The organism is Agromyces sp. Y782 (genome assembly GCF_059445405.1).
Genome location: NZ_JCAIUG010000001.1, coordinates 2,082,378 through 2,098,935, shown reverse-complemented (window position 1 = coordinate 2,098,935; position 16,558 = coordinate 2,082,378). Strand labels below are relative to the sequence as shown.

The 16,558-nt window shown below is 70.7% G+C and carries 18 protein-coding genes; 10 read left to right on the top strand and 8 right to left on the bottom strand.

Annotated features, from left to right (window positions below; all coding sequences use genetic code 11):
- Positions 1 to 18: 18 nt before the first annotated feature.
- The 4 genes from cofD (at position 19) to AC1C2S_RS09665 (ending at position 4,207) form a co-directional block, all read left to right on the top strand.
- Positions 19 to 1,026: a 2-phospho-L-lactate transferase gene (gene cofD / locus AC1C2S_RS09680; RefSeq protein ID WP_495352308.1), complete on the top strand. Its 1,008-nt coding sequence runs from the start codon at positions 19 to 21 to the stop codon at positions 1,024 to 1,026.
- Between the two features lie 174 nt (positions 1,027 to 1,200).
- Positions 1,201 to 2,232, top strand: a complete 1,032-nt coding sequence (locus tag AC1C2S_RS09675) for a putative F420-0 ABC transporter substrate-binding protein (protein WP_495352307.1) — start codon at positions 1,201 to 1,203, stop codon at positions 2,230 to 2,232.
- Positions 2,232 to 3,377: a putative F420-0 ABC transporter permease subunit gene (locus tag AC1C2S_RS09670; protein WP_495352306.1), complete on the top strand. Its 1,146-nt coding sequence runs from the start codon at positions 2,232 to 2,234 to the stop codon at positions 3,375 to 3,377. Before AC1C2S_RS09675 ends, AC1C2S_RS09670 begins: the two co-directional genes overlap by 1 nt.
- A complete protein-coding gene (locus AC1C2S_RS09665) occupies positions 3,374 to 4,207 on the top strand; it encodes an ABC transporter ATP-binding protein (RefSeq protein WP_495352305.1) in 834 nt (277 codons plus the stop codon). The genes AC1C2S_RS09670 and AC1C2S_RS09665 overlap by 4 nt, the downstream gene beginning before the upstream one ends.
- A gap of 150 nt (positions 4,208 to 4,357) precedes the next feature.
- On the opposite strand, the gene AC1C2S_RS09660 is transcribed toward AC1C2S_RS09665, so the two are convergent.
- From AC1C2S_RS09660 to AC1C2S_RS09650, 3 genes are all read right to left on the bottom strand, one after another.
- Positions 4,358 to 5,179 carry an ABC transporter permease gene (locus AC1C2S_RS09660; protein ID WP_495352304.1) on the bottom strand — a complete coding sequence of 274 codons (822 nt, stop codon included), beginning with the start codon at positions 5,177 to 5,179 and terminating at the stop codon, positions 4,358 to 4,360.
- 61 nt (positions 5,180 to 5,240) lie between these two features.
- Entirely contained in the window at positions 5,241 to 6,203 is a 963-nt protein-coding gene (locus AC1C2S_RS09655; RefSeq protein ID WP_495353229.1) for an ABC transporter ATP-binding protein, read from the bottom strand.
- A complete protein-coding gene (locus AC1C2S_RS09650; RefSeq protein ID WP_495352303.1) occupies positions 6,200 to 7,450 on the bottom strand; it encodes a LolA family protein in 1,251 nt (416 codons plus the stop codon). The genes AC1C2S_RS09655 and AC1C2S_RS09650 overlap by 4 nt, the downstream gene beginning before the upstream one ends.
- A 147-nt stretch (positions 7,451 to 7,597) precedes the next feature.
- Between AC1C2S_RS09650 and AC1C2S_RS09645 the strand changes: the two genes are divergently transcribed.
- The 3 genes from AC1C2S_RS09645 (at position 7,598) to AC1C2S_RS09635 (ending at position 10,678) form a co-directional block, all read left to right on the top strand.
- Entirely contained in the window at positions 7,598 to 8,119 is a 522-nt protein-coding gene (locus tag AC1C2S_RS09645) for a VOC family protein (RefSeq protein WP_495352302.1), read from the top strand.
- Positions 8,120 to 8,225: 106 nt separating this feature from the next.
- A complete protein-coding gene (gene ggt, locus AC1C2S_RS09640; protein WP_495352301.1) occupies positions 8,226 to 10,115 on the top strand; it encodes a gamma-glutamyltransferase in 1,890 nt (629 codons plus the stop codon).
- Positions 10,116 to 10,153: 38 nt separating this feature from the next.
- A complete protein-coding gene (locus AC1C2S_RS09635) occupies positions 10,154 to 10,678 on the top strand; it encodes a nucleoside/nucleotide kinase family protein (protein ID WP_495352300.1) in 525 nt (174 codons plus the stop codon).
- Between the two features lie 19 nt (positions 10,679 to 10,697).
- On the opposite strand, the gene fgd is transcribed toward AC1C2S_RS09635, so the two are convergent.
- The 4 genes from fgd to AC1C2S_RS09615 form a co-directional block, all read right to left on the bottom strand.
- Positions 10,698 to 11,717 (bottom strand): glucose-6-phosphate dehydrogenase (coenzyme-F420), encoded by a 1,020-nt coding sequence (fgd, locus tag AC1C2S_RS09630; RefSeq protein ID WP_495352299.1) that lies wholly within the window; start codon positions 11,715 to 11,717, stop codon positions 10,698 to 10,700.
- 75 nt (positions 11,718 to 11,792) lie between these two features.
- Positions 11,793 to 12,140 (bottom strand): hypothetical protein, encoded by a 348-nt coding sequence (locus AC1C2S_RS09625; RefSeq protein WP_495352298.1) that lies wholly within the window; start codon positions 12,138 to 12,140, stop codon positions 11,793 to 11,795.
- A gap of 9 nt (positions 12,141 to 12,149) precedes the next feature.
- On the bottom strand, positions 12,150 to 12,827 hold the full coding sequence (cofC, locus tag AC1C2S_RS09620) for a 2-phospho-L-lactate guanylyltransferase (RefSeq protein ID WP_495352297.1): 678 nt from the start codon (positions 12,825 to 12,827) through the stop codon (positions 12,150 to 12,152).
- Positions 12,824 to 13,822, bottom strand: coding sequence for a TIGR03557 family F420-dependent LLM class oxidoreductase (locus tag AC1C2S_RS09615; protein WP_495352296.1), 999 nt, complete (start codon positions 13,820 to 13,822; stop codon positions 12,824 to 12,826). Before AC1C2S_RS09615 ends, cofC begins: the two co-directional genes overlap by 4 nt.
- 211 nt (positions 13,823 to 14,033) lie before the next feature.
- On the opposite strand from AC1C2S_RS09615, the gene AC1C2S_RS09610 reads away from it, so the two are divergent.
- On the top strand, positions 14,034 to 14,177 hold the full coding sequence (locus tag AC1C2S_RS09610) for a hypothetical protein (protein ID WP_495352295.1): 144 nt from the start codon (positions 14,034 to 14,036) through the stop codon (positions 14,175 to 14,177).
- Between the two features lie 32 nt (positions 14,178 to 14,209).
- Here AC1C2S_RS09610 and cofE read toward each other — a convergent pair whose 3' ends face one another.
- On the bottom strand, positions 14,210 to 14,983 hold the full coding sequence (gene cofE, locus AC1C2S_RS09605; RefSeq protein WP_495352294.1) for a coenzyme F420-0:L-glutamate ligase: 774 nt from the start codon (positions 14,981 to 14,983) through the stop codon (positions 14,210 to 14,212).
- A 115-nt stretch (positions 14,984 to 15,098) separates the two neighbouring features.
- Here cofE and AC1C2S_RS09600 point away from each other — a divergent pair, with 115 nt between their 5' ends.
- Both AC1C2S_RS09600 and AC1C2S_RS09595 read left to right on the top strand, forming a co-directional pair.
- Positions 15,099 to 15,587, top strand: a complete 489-nt coding sequence (locus tag AC1C2S_RS09600; protein ID WP_495352293.1) for a DUF6328 family protein — start codon at positions 15,099 to 15,101, stop codon at positions 15,585 to 15,587.
- Positions 15,588 to 15,647: 60 nt separating this feature from the next.
- Positions 15,648 to 16,484 carry an exodeoxyribonuclease III gene (locus AC1C2S_RS09595; protein ID WP_495352292.1) on the top strand — a complete coding sequence of 279 codons (837 nt, stop codon included), beginning with the start codon at positions 15,648 to 15,650 and terminating at the stop codon, positions 16,482 to 16,484.
- The last annotated feature ends 74 nt before the right edge of the window (positions 16,485 to 16,558 follow it).

Genomic DNA, 16,558 nt, shown 5'->3' with positions numbered 1-16,558 from the left:
TGACCATAGGCTGGGAGGGTGCAGATCACGGTGCTCGCGGGCGGAGTCGGAGGCTCGCGGTTCGTGCGCGGCGTGCGCGAGGAGTGCGCCCGGCGCTGGCCCGACGGCCACGGCGGCACCGAGGCATCCGTCACCGTGATCGTGAACACCGGTGACGACCTCTGGCTCGCCGGGGTTCGACTCATGCCCGACTTCGACTCGCTGCTGTACTCGCTCGCGGGCGTGAACGACACCGAGCGCGGCTGGGGCCGTGCCGGCGAGAGCGAGCGCGTCGCCGCCGAACTGCGCGAGTGGGGCGTGGGCTGGCCGTGGTTCACGCTCGGGGACCTCGACCTCGGCACGCACCTGGCGCGCACAGCCTGGCTTCGCGAGGGCCTCGCGCCGAGCGAGGTGGCGCATCGCCTCCAGCAGCGCTGGCCGCTCGGCGTGCGACTGATACCGGCGACCGACTCCGAGGTCGACACCCACGTGCTCGTCGCCGATGCCGACGACCCCACCGGCGAGCGCGAGATGCACTTCCAAGAGTGGTGGACGAGGTACCGCGCCGCTCTGCCCGCGCTCGCATTCCAGCAGCGGAATATCGAGGATGCGCGCCCGGCGCCCGGTGTCGTCGAGGCGATCGTCGGCGCAGACCTCGTGCTCATCGCCCCGTCGAACCCGGTCGTCTCTATCGGCACGATCGTGGCCGTTCCCGGCATGCGGGAAGCCCTCGCCGAGACGCACGCGCCAGTCGTGGGCGTCTCGCCGATCATCGGCGGCAAGGTCGTGCGCGGCATGGCCGATGCGTGCCTCACCGCGATCGGCGTCGAGACGACCGCCGAGGCCGTCGGGCGGCACTACGGCACGAGGTCGGCCGGCGGCCTGCTCGATGCCTGGCTCGTCGACGAAGTGGATGCCGCGGCGACCGCATCCCTCGAAGAGACCGGGCTGCACGCGGCATCCGCCCCGCTCTGGATGCACGACCTCGACACCTCGGCCGCCCTCGCCGGCGCGGCCATCGACCTCGGCGCGGGTCAGCGGTCGTAACGCGCGCCCGCCCCCGAGTGACTCGTGTTGCCCGACCCGACACCCCTCGCGCGACCTGTCGAGGCGTAGGATGAACACGACCGCCGGTGTGCTTTCACCGGTCGTGATGGCCCGGGATTGGGCCGTGTGTCGCCGACCTCGTCGGATCCATCCGCACGCACTCCCGGAGGCCTCATGCCCGCTGCACCCGCCCCATCCGGCACCCGAACCAGCCGCCGCGGTCGCCGCTCCGCTGTCCTCGCCGCACCGATCGTCGCCGCCCTGCTCCTCGCGGGGTGCGCGGCCACCTCGACGGCGAGCCCCGACGCCGCAGCACCCGTCGACGAAGGCGGCGCGTTCCCGCTCACGATCGACAACTGCGGCACCGAGGTCACGTTCGACGCCGCACCCGAGCGGGTCGTCACGATCAAGTCCTCGACGCTCGAGCTGCTCCTCGCCCTCGGAATCGGCGACCGCGTCATCGGTACCGCGTTCAGCGACGGCGCCGTGCCCGAGGAGTTCGCCGCCGAGGCATCCGACCTCGCAGTGCTCTCCGACAAGGTGCCCTCGCAAGAGGTCACTCTGGCGGCCGAACCCGACCTCGTATTCGCCGGCTGGGAGTCGAACCTCTCCGCTGAAGGCGCCGGCGACCGCGAGACCCTCGCGAAGCTCGGGGTCACCACGTACGTCGCGCCCGCCGCTTGCAAGGGCGAGGGCTACATGCCGATGCCGCTGACCTTCGATGAGATCTTCCGCGAGTTCGAGGAGGCCGGCGACATCTTCGGGGTTCCGGATGCCGCGGCAGAGCTCGTGGCGTCGCAGCGCGCCGAACTCGACGCGATCGAGGCGAACGCCGACGGCCTCACGGCGCTCTGGTACAGCTCAGGCGACGACACCCCGTTCGTCGGGGCCGGCATCGGCGCCCCGCAGATGATCATGTCGGCCGCCGGGCTCGAGAACATCGCTGCCGACGTCGATGACACCTGGACCTCGATGGGCTGGGAGGCGATCGTCGCCGCGAACCCCGACGTGATCGTGCTCGTCGACGCCGCGTGGAACACCGCCGAGCAGAAGATCGCCCACCTCGAGTCGAGCCCGGCGACCGCCGCCCTGCCCGCCGTGCAGCAGCAGCGTTACCTGATCGTCGACTTCCCCGCCTCCGAGGCGGGCGTGCGCAACGTCGGCGCGGTCGCCTCGCTCGTGGAGCAACTCGGAACGCTCGACTGATGAACGAGCGCGCCGTTCCGGGCATCGCTGGTCGAGTAGCGAGCGCCAGCGAGCGTATCGAGACCCCCGCTCCGAACCTCGGGCCGCCGGGTCTCGATACGAGCGCTGAGCGTCCTACTCGACCACCGGAACTGGGGCGCGGCGGTCGCACCGCCGCGTGGGCGCTCGGCCTCGCCGTGCTGCTCGTCATCTCGATCATCGTGGCCGTCACGATCGGCCCGGCCGGCCTCAGCCCCGCCGACGTCTGGGCGAGCGTGCTCGCTCACCTCGGTGTCGGCGAGCCGACGCTCACGCCGCTTCGCGACGGCATCGTGTGGGAGCTGCGGATGCCGCGGGTGCTCACCGCTGCGGCGGTCGGCGCCGGTCTCGCGCTCTGCGGCGCGGTCATGCAGGCACTCACCCGCAACCCCCTCGCCGACCCGTACCTGCTCGGACTCTCGTCGGGCGCCTCGGTCGGCGCCGTCGTCGTCATCGTGCTCGGGGTCGGGCTGCTGCTGCCGCTCGCCGCGTTCGCCGGCGCCGTCGTGGCGCTCGTCGCGACGCTCGCCCTCGCGCGAGCGGCCGGCGGCCTCTCTCCCACGAAGACCGTGCTCGCCGGGCTCGCCGTCTCCTCGGTGTTCGGCGCCCTCACGAGTCTCGTGATCTTCTGGAGCGCGACCGGCGACAGCTACCGCGAGATCCTCAACTGGCTGCTCGGATCGCTCGCGGGCACCGACTGGGTGTCGGTCGCGATCGCCGGTGGCGCGGTCGTTCTGATCGGCGTGCCACTGCTCGCGAGCGCGAAGACGCTCGACGCATTCGCATTCGGCGACACCGCCGCCGCCGCGCTCGGCGTGCACGTCGCCCGCAGCCGGTGGCTGCTCCTCGGCGGCACCGCACTGCTCACGGGTGCGCTCGTCGCGGTGAGCGGCTCGATCGGTTTCGTGGGGCTCGTGCTGCCGCACGCCGTGCGCTTGCTCGTCGGCTCTCGGCATCGCTCGCTCCTGCCGCTCTCGGCGCTCGCCGGGGCGATCTTCCTCATCTGGGCCGACACCGGCGCGCGCACGCTCTTCGACCCGCGGGAGCTGCCCGTCGGCATCCTCACCGCGCTCATCGGCGGGCCGGTGTTCGCCGTGCTGCTGCTGCGGAACCGGAGCCTGCGATGACCGGCCCAGGCGATCGCCCCGGCCTCGACGCCTCGGGTGTGCGCTTCACGCGCACCGGGCGCCTCGTCATCGACGACGTCGACGTCACGGTTCCGGCGGGCCGCCTCGGCGCGCTGCTCGGCCCGAACGGCGCGGGCAAGTCCACGCTGTTGCATCTCATCGCCGGGCTCGAGCGAGCGGATGCCGGTGCGCTCGCGTTCGACGGCAACGATCTCGCCGGCCTGCGCCGACGCGACCGGGCCCTGCTCGTCGCGCTCGCCGAGCAGGAGACCCACGACTCCCCTGAGCTGCGGGTCGACGAGGTCGTCGCACTCGGCCGCACCCCGCACCTCGGCGCGTGGTCTGGACTCGGAGACCGAGACCGGGCCGTGGTGGCCGAGTCGCTCGCCGCCCTCGGGCTCGAGGCGATCGCCGACCGCCCGTTCTCGTCACTCTCGGGCGGCGAGCGCCAGCGGGTGAACCTCGCCCGGGCCCTCGCACAGGAACCCCGCCTGCTGCTGCTCGACGAGCCGACCAATCACCTCGACGTGCGGGCGCAGCTCACGAGCCTCGAGCTCTTGCGCGCGCTCGCGTCGAGCGGTCGCACGGTGCTCGCCGCCCTGCACGACCTCGGGCTCGCGGCCGCGTACGCGGATCACGTGATCGTGCTCGAGAGCGGTCGCGTCGTGGCATCCGGAGCACCTGCTGACGTGCTCGTGCCCGGGCTCATCCGCGAGGTCTGGGGTGTGGACGTCGAAGTGCTCGAGCACCCGTCGACCGGGAGACCGCTCATCGCCTACTCGGGTGTCGCCGGCGATCGGCAGGTGCGCGCGGCGCCAACGCCGGGGTGAGTCACTCGCGCCGAGCGTGTCAGAACCCGCTGGTGCCCGGTCCGACGCACTGTGAGACATGGCCTCGATCGACCTCTGATCGCCCAGCCGATCAGCGGCGAGAAGGTGGATCGATGCGATCGGTCGTGAGAACCCGGATCGAACGTCGTCTCACGACAGCACGTCCTTCGTGAGGAACCGGCCGATCGCGAGCGCGCCGAACACCGCGATATAGCCGGCCTGCAGCAGCGCGTTGTCGGCGAACGAGTCCCACACCGGCGGCGCGCGCAGCAGGTCGGCGAAGCCGAGCCAGTAGTGGGTGAAGAGCCACGGATGCAGCCACTCGAGCTGCGGCAGCGCGCCCATGATCTGCGCCACCACCGCGAGGATCGCCGTCGCCGCCATTGCACCGACGGGCACGGTCGTGAGCGTCGAGAGGAACAGGCCGATCGCCGACAGGCCGAGGAGGGAGACGGTGACGTATGCGGCGATCGCGAGGAACCGGAGGAGACCGTCACCGACGCTCACCGACGCACCCGAGAGCAGCGTCACGGGCCCGATCGGGAAGAGCACCCAGCCGATGAGCGTGCCGACCACCACGACCGTGAGGGTCGCGGCCGCGCAGAACACCGCGGCCGCCGCGTACTTGACGAGGAGCAGCCGGATGCGCCCGGCCGGCGCGATGAGCAGGTAGCGCAGAGTGCCGTGGCTCGCCTCGCCGGCGATCGAGTCGCCCGCGACCACCCCGATCGTGAGCGGCAGGAACAGCGGAATCGCGACGGTGATCGCGGTGACCCCGACGAAGAGACCGTTGTTCGTGATCTGGTCGAGGAAAGCGGGGCCGCGGCCACTCGGCGAATCGCCCGCGACGCGGATGGCGACGGCGATCAGGATCGGGATGAGTGCGAGCGCGCCGAGCATCGCCCAGGTGCGGCGGCGACGGAACAGGGTGAGGAGTTCGGAGCCGAGCAGGGAGAGCGTACCGCCGCCCATGGTCGGTCTCGAGACGGCAGCTTCGCGGCCTCCTCGACCAGCGGGGGTGGCCGCCGCCGCGTCACTCGACAACGTCGAACCCCTCGCCGGTGAGATCCATGAACCGCTGCTCGAGGCTCACGCGCTCGAGCTCGAACCCGCGCACTCGCACACCCGCCGCGACGAGCGCGGCCACGATCGACTCGGCAGGGGCCGTCGTCGCACCGAGGCGGGCGGCCACGAGCCCATCGCCCGCGGTGTCGCCGTCATCGACGAGCCCAAGTCGCGCCAGCACCTCGCGAGCACCGGCCGCATCCGGCGTACGCACGAGCACCCGCGCCTCGCCGTCACTGCGGAACTCGTCGAGCGTTCCCTGGGCGACGAGACGCCCGGCGCTCATCACCCCGACGTGGGAGCACACCTGCTCCACCTCTGCGAGCAGGTGGCTCGATACGAACACCGTCGTGCCGTCGTTCGCGAGCGAGCGGATCAGCGCGCGCACCTCGCGGGTGCCCTGCGGGTCGAGGCCATTGGTGGGCTCGTCGAGCACGAGCAGTTCGCGCCGCATGAGCAGCGCGTTCGCGAGCCCGAGCCGCTGCTTCATGCCGAGGGAGTAGGCGTGCACCTTCTTCTGCGCGGCGTGCGAGAGGCCGACGCGATCGAGCGCATCGGCGACGCGCGCTGCGCGGGTGCGTCGCGGGGCGTGCCGGTCGGCGGCGTCGAATCGGTGCAGGTTCGCCGCGCCCGAGAGGTACGGCGAGAATGCCGGCCCCTCGACGAGCGCACCGACGCGAGGCAGCACCGAGTCGACGTGCCGCGGCATCTCTGCCCCGAGCAGGCGGGCATCGCCCGCGGTCGCCGCGACGAGGCCGAGGAGCATGCGGATCGTCGTGGTCTTGCCCGATCCGTTCGGCCCGAGAAACCCGAACACCGCCCCCTGCGGCACCGCGAGGTCGATGCCGTCGACGGCGAGCTGCGAGCGGAAACGCTTGGTGAGGCCGTGCGTCTCGATCGCGAGTTCGGGCACGCGCCTGCTGCCCGTCAGCGACCGGTCGCGGCGGCGTCGAGCAGGCGGTCGGCGGTCACCGCGCCGGCGAGCACTCGGCCGTCGTCAGTGAAGAGCACGGTCACGAGGGAGGTCGTGAGGATGCGCCCGCCGTCGACGGGTTCGGTGAGCGAGCCGAGCATCGCGGCGCCGTCCTGATCCTGTCGAAGGGATGCCTCGGCGCCGAGGCCTGCAGCGCCGTCGGCGCTCATCGGCAACTCGACCACGGTCGACCAGCCCTCGCCGTGCACGATCGGCTGCGGCATCCGCTCACCGGTTGTATCGGAATCTGCCTCGGCCTCTGCCTTCCACTGCTCGAGCTCTGCGGCGGTCGGAATCGGCACGACCTGCTCGGTCACGGTCGTGCCCTCGGGCGGAGTGAACGCGAACACCGAAGCATCCGGCGCATCGAAGGAGATGTCGGTGAAGGCGACGCTGAAGGCGGGCTCGTCAGCGCCGCGGGCGGTGATCGACGCGGCGAGCGCGACGCCCGTCTCGCCGTCGATCGCGACCGAGATCTCGCCGACGAGCGTGTCGGTGTCGCGCGGCTCGAGCACGAGCTCGTAGGCCTCGCGACCGGCGACGCGTGCGTCGGTGCCGACGGAGACCTCGGTCGTCTCGTCGAGTCGCGCGAGCGCCTGGTCGAGGAATTGCTCAGGCGTCGGCATCGGTGTGCCGGCCTCGGCTTCGAGGCGGGCCCGAGCCTCATCGGCGTGGTGCTTCGCCTCGTGTTCGAGCGCTTCGAGGTCGGTGCCGTCGGGCAGGGTGATGTGCGTCGCTGCGTTCTCAGCGGAGTCGTAAATCCAGGCGCCCGTGTCAGAGACGTACACGTTGCGCTCGGCGAGTGCGTCGAGCACTTGCAGTCGCGCGTTCGTGTCGTCGAGGTAGACCCGCGCGGTGTGAGTACCCGTGGCGAGCGAGATCAGGTCGTCGAGGTCGGTGGCGGATGTCCCGTCCGCACCGTCGCCCGCACCTGACTGCCCGCCCGGGCCGCCCATCGCGCCCGTGAGACCCGACAGGTCGGGGATCCCGAGCTCGGAGGTCTGCTCGACCGTGCCCGAGAGTGCATCGACCTCGCTCGACGCGACGAACTCGAGCAACTCGGCGGGCGACAGATCGGGCAGATCGACAGCAGCATTGGCCGAAAGCGGCACGAGCACGACGCCGACGCCGATCGCGATCGGCACGGCAATGGCGGGAATCCAGCGGCTGAGCCTGCGGGACGCCCCGGTATCGCGAGGGCGCATGCATTCAGGCTACGCCTGCCCGCGGCATCCGGAGCCGATCTGTGGACAACACTCAGGATCTCGGACACGACACGGAACGGCACGGCATCGAGACCTCCCACTGAAACCGGACAGAAACTGACCGCACGCTTCCGTAACGTCGTCCACATGGAAACCGAAGACCTGAACCCTGGAAGCAACCGTTCCGTGCAGACGTGGATCGTCACACCCGACACGACGAGACTGCTCGACTTCGTGAGCGACGTGTTCGGTGCCGTCGAGATCGCCCGAGTTCCCACGGAAGACGGCGGCATCGGGCATGCCGAACTGCGCATCGGCGACACCTGGCTGCTCGCGTTCGACTCGCGGCCCGACTGGCCGTCGACCCCGGCGATGCTCCGCGTGTTCGTCGACGACGTGGCAGCGGTGTTCGAGCGGGGCGTTGCAGCCGGCGCGAAGGTCGTGACCGAACTCGACGACGCCGCGTGGGGCGATCGGGGCGGCCGCCTCCGCGATCCGCTCGGCAACATCTGGTGGGTGGTGCAGCACGTCGAAGATGTCGCACCCGATGAGATGGGCAGGCGATTCTCCGAGGAGCGCTACGTCCGATCCATGCAGCTCGCGCAGGAGACGCTCGATTCGGAATTGAGCGGTCGCAGCAGCGGCTGGTCGAGCCGGCCCGTGGTGTAGCGGGCGTCGGTGTCGCGGGCGTTCGTGCAGCAGGCGTTGCCGCCCCGCCCGCCCGGGTCTAGCGTGAGGGGGATCGAGCCGTTGTACCCGGTTCGAGGGGGATCTCATGGTCAACGTCAACGTCGTCGTCCACCACCACTCCGCACGCCGAAACCTGGCGTTGGCGCTCGCGGGCGCGCTCGCCGTCGGTGTCATCGCCACGGCCGCGCCGGCATCGGCCCAGTCGCTCGCGGCGCCGCCGGCAGCGAACTCCGTCGCGACCGCGCCCCCCGGGTCGACGTCGTCGCCGACCCGATCGACGTCGACGGGGTACGGCGGCGCGGTCTCGTCGGTCGACGCCTCGGCGAGCCGGATCGGCGTCGAGGTGCTCCGTCTCGGCGGCAACGCGGCGGATGCCGCCGTGGCGACCGCGGCGGCGCTCGGCGTCACCGAGCCGTACAGCGCCGGCATCGGCGGCGGCGGGTACTTCGTGTACTTCGACGCAGCGACGGGCGAGGTGAGCACGATCGACGGGCGCGAGACGGCGCCCGCCGCGATGACGACCGACGCCTTCATCGACCCCGCGACGGGCCAGCCGTATCGGTTCACGCCCGAGCTCGTGTCATCCGGTGTCTCGGTCGGCGTTCCCGGCACCCTCGCCACCTGGAAGTCCGCGCTCGACCGGTTCGGCACGAAGCCGCTCTCTCTCATGCTCGCCCCCTCGATCCTGCTCGCGGCGACGGGATTCACGGTCGACGAGACCTTCCGCAACCAGACGCTCGACAACAAGGCGCGGTTCGCTGCGTTCCCCGACACTGCGAAGCTGTTCCTGCCCGGCGGCGACGCCCCGCAGGTCGGCACGAAGTTCCGCAATCGCGATCTCGCGAAGACGCTCGCGCTCATCGCGGTGCGCGGTACCGACGCGTTCTACTCGGGCCGGCTCGCGGGCGAGATCGCCGACGTCGTGCAGCATCCGCGCAAAGACCCGGCCTCGCCGCTGCCTGCGCCGGCCGGTACCCTCACGACCGACGACCTCGCGGCGTACTCGGTCGTCGAGCAGGAGCCGACGCACGTGGAGTACCGCGGCCTCGACGTGTACGGCATCGCGCCGTCGTCATCGGGCGGCACGACCGTCGGCGAGGCGCTGAACATCCTCGAGAACCATGACTTGTCGTCGGCCGAGATCGGCCAGAGCCTGCACCTCTACTTCGAGGCGACGGCCCGGGCGTTCGCCGACCGCGGCGCGTATGTCGGCGACCCGGCGTTCGTCGACGTTCCCACCGAGACGCTGCTCAGCCAGGAGTTCGCCGACGCCCGCGATTGCACGATCGACCCGGCGTTCGCGTCGACCCGGCCGGTGCCCGCCGGCGCACCCGACGGGGTGGGATGCGAGGCCGTCGCCCTCGAAGAGGCGGCCGACACCGAGAACGTCTCGACGACGCACCTCTCGGTCGTCGACAAGTGGGGCAACGCGGTCGCCTACACGCTGACGATCGAGCAGACCGGCGGCTCGGCGATGACCGTGCCGGGCCGCGGGTTCCTGCTGAACAACGAACTGACCGACTTCAGCGCCGTCTACAACGCGTCGGACCCGAACCGCATCGAGCCGGGCAAGCGCCCGCGTTCGTCCATCTCGCCCACGATCGTGCTCGAAGACGGCGCCGTGCGGTTCGTGCTCGGCTCGCCCGGCGGGGCGACGATCATCACGACGGTGCTGCAGATCCTCATGAACCGCATCGACCTCGGTATGACCCTGCCCGAAGCGGTGGCAGCGCCGCGTGCGTCGCAACGCAACGCCGCGGTCACCCCGGCCGAACCCGAGTTCATCGCCGCGTACCAGGCTGCGCTCGCTCCATACGGCCAAGTGCTCGTGCCATCGGGCGACCAGTTCACCTCTGCTGCGCAGATCGGTGCTGCAGCGGCGATCGAAGTCGACCCGAACGGGCTGATGACCGCCGCCGCCGAACCGGTCCGCCGAGGCGGCGGCACCGGCCTGGTAGTCAGACCGGTGCGCTGAGCGCTGCCTGTCGGCGCTGCCGCGCGTAGCCTGAGGGGATGACGCGAACGGCCTACGAGGCGCAGCCCCGCGACGAACTGCTCGTCGGCATCGCCGACGAGTTCCTGCACAATGCGCCGCGCGGGCGCCGACTCATCGCGGTCGAGGCCGCGGCGACAGCCGATGCCGCGCGTCTCGCCGACGACCTCTCTGAGGTGCTCGCCGCGCGCGGACAGACCGTCGTGCGCGCGTCTGTCGGCGACATGAGCAGAGGCCGCGGCGACGCCGGCAGCGGCAGCTCCGCCGGCGAGGCGACGCTGCGTGCCGACACGATCGAGCCGTTCCGGGCGGGCACCCTGCCCGGCGCATCCGACGACGCGGTGCTCGTCGTCGACGGTCGGGGACTGCTCGACGACGGGGTGCGCGGCGCCTGGCACTTCTCGTTGTGGCTGCTCGCCGGCGACGAGTTGCCGCACTCCGGGGCATCCGTCATCGTCGATGTCACCGACGAATCGTCGCCGACCCGTTTCTTCTACGACTACTGCGCGCTGCCGCCGAGCGTGAACCGGCCCGGCCTGTACTGACCCGCCGCTGCGGCAGTGCCTACAGCGCCCGGAGTCGCGGCGCGAGGTCGCGTGCGAAGAGCTCCTGGAAGCGGGCCTGGTCGTGGCCGGGCGCGTGGAAGACGAGGTGGTTGAACCCGGCGTCGACGTAGGTCTTGATCGAGGCGACGACCTCGTCGGGGTCGCTGCCGACGATCCAGCGCTTCGCGATCTGTTCGATCGGCAGCGCGTCGGCCGCCCGCTCCATCTCGACGGGGTCGGTGATGGAGTGCTTCTGCTCGGGCGTGAGCGAGAGCGGTGACCAGAAGCGCGTGTTCTCGAGGGCCGCCGTGGCGTCGGTGTCGTACGAGAGCTTGATCTCGATCATGCGGTCGAGGTCGTCGTACGAGCGAGCGGATGCCTCGACACCCTCTTTCACCGCGGGGATGAGCTGCTCGGTGTAGAGCTCCATGCCCTTGCCCGAGGTGCAGATGAACCCGTCGCCCGCGCGACCCGCGTACTTCGCGACGGTCGGGCCGCCTGCTGCGATGTACACGGGCACCGGGACATCCGGCCGGTCGTAGATCGACGCGTCGTGGGTGGAGTAGTACTCGCCCTCGAAACTCACTTGCTCGTCATCGGTCCAGAGTGCGCGCATGAGCCGCACCGATTCGCGGAGGCGCGCGAACCGCTCCTTGAACGCCGGCCACTCCTGCTCGCCCGCGCCGCGGAACCCCGTCGCGATCTCGTTGAGCGCCTCGCCCGTGCCGAAGCCCGCGATGATGCGCCCAGGGTAGAGGCAGCCGAGGCTCGCGAACGCTTGCGCGAGCACCGCCGGGTTGTAGCGGAACGTCGGCGTCATGACGCTCGTGCCGATCTTGATCGTCGAGGTGCGCTCGCCGACGGCGGCGATCCAGGTGAGCGAGAACGGCGCGTGACCGCCGTCGTGCCGCCAGGGCTGGAAGTGATCGCTCGTGAAGACCGACTCGAAGCCGTTGCCTTCGGCCGCGACGGCGATCTCGACGAGCTCGCGCGGGGCGAACTGCTCGGCTGAGGCCTTGTATCCGAGTGTGAGCGTCATGCTCCGATCCTTTCACGATGCACGAGGTCAGGACCCGAACAAACCGAGGTCGCTCAGAGCACCGCGAACAGTCGCTCAGAGCACCGCGAACGACAGCACCGACACGAGCGGCGCGATGAGCGGCACGGCCACCCAGGCGAAGACGCCGACGCAGATCATGAACGCCACGAGCGAGATGCCGTACCCGCGGTACGGCGAGCCCTGCAGTTGTACCCGTGCGCGAAGCGAGACGACGATGCCCACGACGGCGGGGATGATCGCGATCGGACCGGCGAGGGCCGCGGCGAGAGCGACGAACGCGAGCACGATCGAGACAACGGCGCTGCCGGCGACCGCGCCGGCGTCGGCGGGAATGGGAGGGGCCGCGGGTACCGCAGCAGCCCGATCGGGCACGACGTCTTCGATGTCCTCAGGGTGATCCATGCCCCGAGACTAGGGAGTGTCCGCCCCGCCGCGCAATGGAAGTCGAGACGCGGCCTCGCGAGTGAGCTCGCCGACGCCGAGGGCGAGGGCTTCGGCGAGCGCCTCGATCGTGTCGACGTCGCGAGTGAGACCGACGGATGCCTCGAGCTCGAAGAACCCGGCAGCGGCATGCCGCGCCGCCGAGTCCGCACCGAAGAGCGGCCGCAGCGTCGCGCCGGCCGACGCGGTCACGAGCGTTGTGCCGGTGCCGTCGGCGTCACGCACGAAGGCGAGCGGATGCCGCGCCGCTGCGCCGAGCGCCGCATCGAGTTCTTCGGGCCGCAGGGCCGGGAGGTCGCCGAGCAGCACGGCGACGTTGCGCCGATCGACCGCTTCGGCATTCGACCCCGCGTAGGCGATGCCGTGCCGGATCGCCCGGGTGAGGCTCCGCGGCGGGTCGGCGGGCTCCGCCAAGAACTCGGCCGCGCCGGCGAGCGACGGGTCGTCGCCGACGACGATGACTCGCGCGACCGTGCGGGCGGCGATCGTGGCGGCGATCGTATCGAGGGCGAACGCGCGGGCAAGCGCCTCGCGGGCCTCGGGCAGCACCGCCGCGGCGAGCCTGGTCTTCGCACCGGCGGGCGCTTTCACGGGGATCACGACCGTCCACGAGGCGGGCGGCCACGCGACATCCGCTGCCCGGCTCACGCCCGGAGCCCCGGGAGCACGTCGCGGCCGAAGACCTCGAGGAACCGAGCCTGGTCGCGACCCGCGTTGTGCAGGTAGATGCGGTCGAAGCCGAGGTCGAGGTGGCGCTGGATGTCGGCGCGATGCACGTCGGGGTCGGCAGAGACGACCATGCGACCCCCGAAATCCTCGGGGCGCACCGTGCGGGCGAGCTGCTCGAACTCGAACGGCGAGCGGATGTCGCCTCGCGGGATGCGCAGCCCGCCATTCGGCCACTCGGTGAGCGCGTTGCGCATCGCCTCCTCATCGGTGGCCGCCCACGAGAGATGCAGCTGCAACACCTTGGGCATGCGGGCCGCGTCGCGGCCGGCCTCGCGCGCACCCTCCCGGAAGCGGGTGAGCAGCGGCGCGAGCTTGTCGACGGGCGCGCCCGTCGTGATCATGCCGTCGACGGTGCGGCCGGCACGCTTGGCCGTCACCGGGCCGGATGCCGCGACGAGAATCTCGGGCGGCACCGCCGGCATGGTCCACAGCCGTGTGGCCTCGAGCTTGAAGTACTGGCCGGCATGACGCACGTCGCGCCCGGCGAGCGAGCCCGCGAAGAGCTTCTTGATCACGTCGACCGCCTCGAACATGCGGTTGATGCGCTCGGGGGCCTCCGGCCAGTACGGCCCCACGACGTGCTCGTTCAGCGCCTCGCCCGAGCCGAGTCCGAGCCAGTGCCGCCCTGGATACATCGCCCCGAGCGTCGCGCTCGCCTGGGCGACGACGGCCGGATGCATCCGGAAGCCCGGTGTCGTCACGCCCGGGCCGAAGTCGCCGCGCGTGCGTTCACCGACCGCGCCGAGCACGCTCCACACGAACGAGGACTCCCCTTGCGCGGGAACCCATGGCTGGAAGTGGTCGCTCGCCATGACGCCCGAGAAGCCGTGCGACTCGGCGAGCGCACTGAGGGCGACCGCCTCGGCGGGCGGGAACCGCTCGAGCATCGCGGCGTAGCCGATGTGTGCTGACACCCCTCCATCCTCCCCTGCATCCGGCATGCCCGCGCACGTCGGCGCCCGAACGCGCTCGTCCGCATGCGGATGCGCCACCGCCCACGACCTTTTGCCGGCCGACGATCTCTGCGAACGCCCGTGAGCGCGCAAAAGGTCGTGGGCCCCCCGGCAGGCCCGGGTGGAGGAGAGGTGAGGAGGTGAGGAGGTGAGGAGGTGAGGAGGTGAGGAGGTGAGGAGGAGAGGAGGAGAAGAGGAGAAGAAGGGAAGAGAGAAGAGAGAAGAGAGAAGAGAGAAGAGAGAAGAGAAGAGAAGAGAAGAGAAGAGAAGAGAAGAGAAGAGAAGAGAAGGTGAGGAGAAGGTGAGGAGAAGGTGAGGAGAAGGTGAGGTGAGGTGAGGAGACGGGCACTACTGGGCGAGCGAGCCCTCGGCCTGCGACTCGTCGAAGCCGTCGCGGTAGCCCTCGTTGTACGCCTCGTCGGCGCCGACCCGGAACAGGTCGCGCTCGGCAGGCCGCTGGATCGACCGCGCGCCGGGCAGGTCGAGGTCGCCCACGAGATGCCCGAGGCCTCGCACGACGGCCACGGGCACGGCCGACGACTTGCCCTTCACGAGCTCGGCGGCGCCCGCGAGCTCGTCGGCCACGCACGGCATCGTGACCGAGAGCGGCTTGCCGGAGGCATCCGTCGAACCACGCAGATCGTCGAAGACCTGCACGCCCGCCGCGCCGATCGCGAGGTCGGTCTGGCCCTCGCGCCACGGGCGGCCGAGGGTGTCGGAGAGAATGATGCCGACATGGGCGCCGGTGAGCGCACGGATGCCGGTGGCCAGCGCCCTCGCCGAGGCATCGGGGTCGACCGGCAACAGCAGCACCGTGCCGTCGGGCGAGTTCGACGCATCGACGCCCGCCGCGGCGCCGATGATGCCCTGACGGTTCTCGACGATGCGGGTCACGCCGCCGTCGAAGGTTCGGGTCGCGACGACGCGCACCGTCTCGTCGGTGATGGCCTGCTCGCGGTCGCCGGCCGCCACGATGCGCCCCTCGGCTTTCGAGACGATCTTCGAGGTGATGACGAGGATGTCGCCGCTCTCGAGATCGGCCGCGTCGGCGATGAGCGCGGCGAGGTCGGCGCCTTTCGTGATCTCGGGCATGCCCTCGACGCCTTCGATGCTGAACTTCACGGCCACCCCCTGGATTCGCGTTGCTCCGATCTTCGCAGCTTCACCGGTCGAGTGGCGAGCGAAGTGCGCGTATCGAGACCCGCCACACCGCCCGCGCGCTGCGTTACGATCGCGTATGGCCAGCGACCCCGAAGCCGACAACCGCGACGACGGGCGCGACGAGACTCGCATCGAACGCCTCGACCGCAACTGGAGCGACATCCTCCAAGAGTTGCGAGCCACCCAGACCGGCACCCAGATCATCACGGGATTCCTGCTCGCGGCGGCGTTTCAGTCGCGCTTCACCGACCTCGACAGCTACCAGCTCGCGCTCTACCTCGTGCTCGTCGCACTCGCCTGCGTGGCAACCCTGCTGGGGCTCGCGCCCGTCATTCTGCACCGGCAGTTGTTCGGGCGACAGCAGAAGGAGCGGATCGTGCAGCGCGGCAACCGGCTGCTTCTCGCGCACCTGGTGGTCGCGTCGCTCCTCGCGGCCGGCGTCGCGGGGCTCATCTTCGAGCTGGCACTCAATCGCACCGCGGGGTTCGTCGCGCTCGGCATCGCGCTCGTGTTCGCCGCGCTGCTCTGGATCGTCGTGCCGAAGCTCGCGACGAGGCGATCGTGAGCGCCGCGGCATGTGAATATCGGCGTGTGGGGTGTCACCGCTCGCGAATAGGCTTGGCACATGCGCATCGCCACTTGGAACGTCAACTCGATCCGCGCCCGAGTGGGGCGCACCGTCGATTGGATGGTGCGCGAAGACGTCGACGTGCTCGCGATGCAGGAGATCAAGTGCAAGCCCGAGCAATTCCCGCTCGAGGCGTTCGAGGCGGCCGGCTACGAGGTCGCGATCCACGGGCTGAACCAGTGGAACGGCGTCGCGATCGCGAGTCGATCACCGATCGCTGAGGTCGAGACATCCTTCCCCGGCATGCCGGGATTCCTCAAAGGGCTCGAGGGCCCCGACCAACCCCAAGAGGCGCGGGCGATCGGCGCGACGGTCGACGGCGTGCGGGTGTGGAGCCTCTACGTTCCGAACGGCCGCTCGCTCGACGACCCGCACTACACCTACAAGCTCGACTGGCTCGCGGCGCTCACCGAATACACGCGCGCCGAGACATCCGCTCGGCCTGAAGTGCCGTTCGCGCTGATGGGCGACTTCAACATCGCGCCGCTCGATGCAGACAATGGCGACCCCGCGGTCGTCGAGGGGCAGTCGACCCACGTCTCGCCGGCCGAGCGGCAGGCGTTCTTCACCCTCGAGAACGCCGGGGTCACCGACGTGGTTCGCCCGCGCATCCCCGAGGGCTACACCTACTGGGACTACAAGCAGCTGAAATTCCCGCGCAACGAGGGTATGCGCATCGACTTCATCCTCGGTTCGGCGGCGTTCGCAGAGGCCGTGACGGATGCCTCGATCCACCGCAACGAGCGCAAGGGCGACGCCCCGAGCGACCATGTGCCGGTGCTCGTCGAACTCGCCCTCGGCGAAGACGACGACGATCGGCCGATGATCTTCTAGGGCCGGGCCGATCTTCTCGGGCCGGGCCGGACACCCCGATCTTCGCAACGCCTCCCAGCCGCCGCGGTTACCCT

Bases quoted from the DNA above. Each gene is read 5' to 3' on its own strand.
- AC1C2S_RS09635 (WP_495352300.1), top strand. From the start codon at position 10,154: ATGACGCGAACGGCCTACGAGGCGCAGCCCCGCGACGAACTGCTCGTC.
- AC1C2S_RS09675 (WP_495352307.1), top strand. From the start codon at position 1,201: ATGCCCGCTGCACCCGCCCCATCCGGCACCCGAACCAGCCGCCGCGGT.
- AC1C2S_RS09625 (WP_495352298.1), bottom strand. From the start codon at position 12,140: ATGGATCACCCTGAGGACATCGAAGACGTCGTGCCCGATCGGGCTGCT.
- AC1C2S_RS09665 (WP_495352305.1), top strand. From the start codon at position 3,374: ATGACCGGCCCAGGCGATCGCCCCGGCCTCGACGCCTCGGGTGTGCGC.
- AC1C2S_RS09600 (WP_495352293.1), top strand. From the start codon at position 15,099: ATGGCCAGCGACCCCGAAGCCGACAACCGCGACGACGGGCGCGACGAG.
- AC1C2S_RS09650 (WP_495352303.1), bottom strand. From the start codon at position 7,450: ATGCGCCCTCGCGATACCGGGGCGTCCCGCAGGCTCAGCCGCTGGATT.
- AC1C2S_RS09670 (WP_495352306.1), top strand. From the start codon at position 2,232: ATGAACGAGCGCGCCGTTCCGGGCATCGCTGGTCGAGTAGCGAGCGCC.
- ggt (WP_495352301.1), top strand. From the start codon at position 8,226: ATGGTCAACGTCAACGTCGTCGTCCACCACCACTCCGCACGCCGAAAC.
- AC1C2S_RS09660 (WP_495352304.1), bottom strand. From the start codon at position 5,179: ATGGGCGGCGGTACGCTCTCCCTGCTCGGCTCCGAACTCCTCACCCTG.
- AC1C2S_RS09645 (WP_495352302.1), top strand. From the start codon at position 7,598: ATGGAAACCGAAGACCTGAACCCTGGAAGCAACCGTTCCGTGCAGACG.
- AC1C2S_RS09595 (WP_495352292.1), top strand. From the start codon at position 15,648: ATGCGCATCGCCACTTGGAACGTCAACTCGATCCGCGCCCGAGTGGGG.
- fgd (WP_495352299.1), bottom strand. From the start codon at position 11,717: ATGACGCTCACACTCGGATACAAGGCCTCAGCCGAGCAGTTCGCCCCG.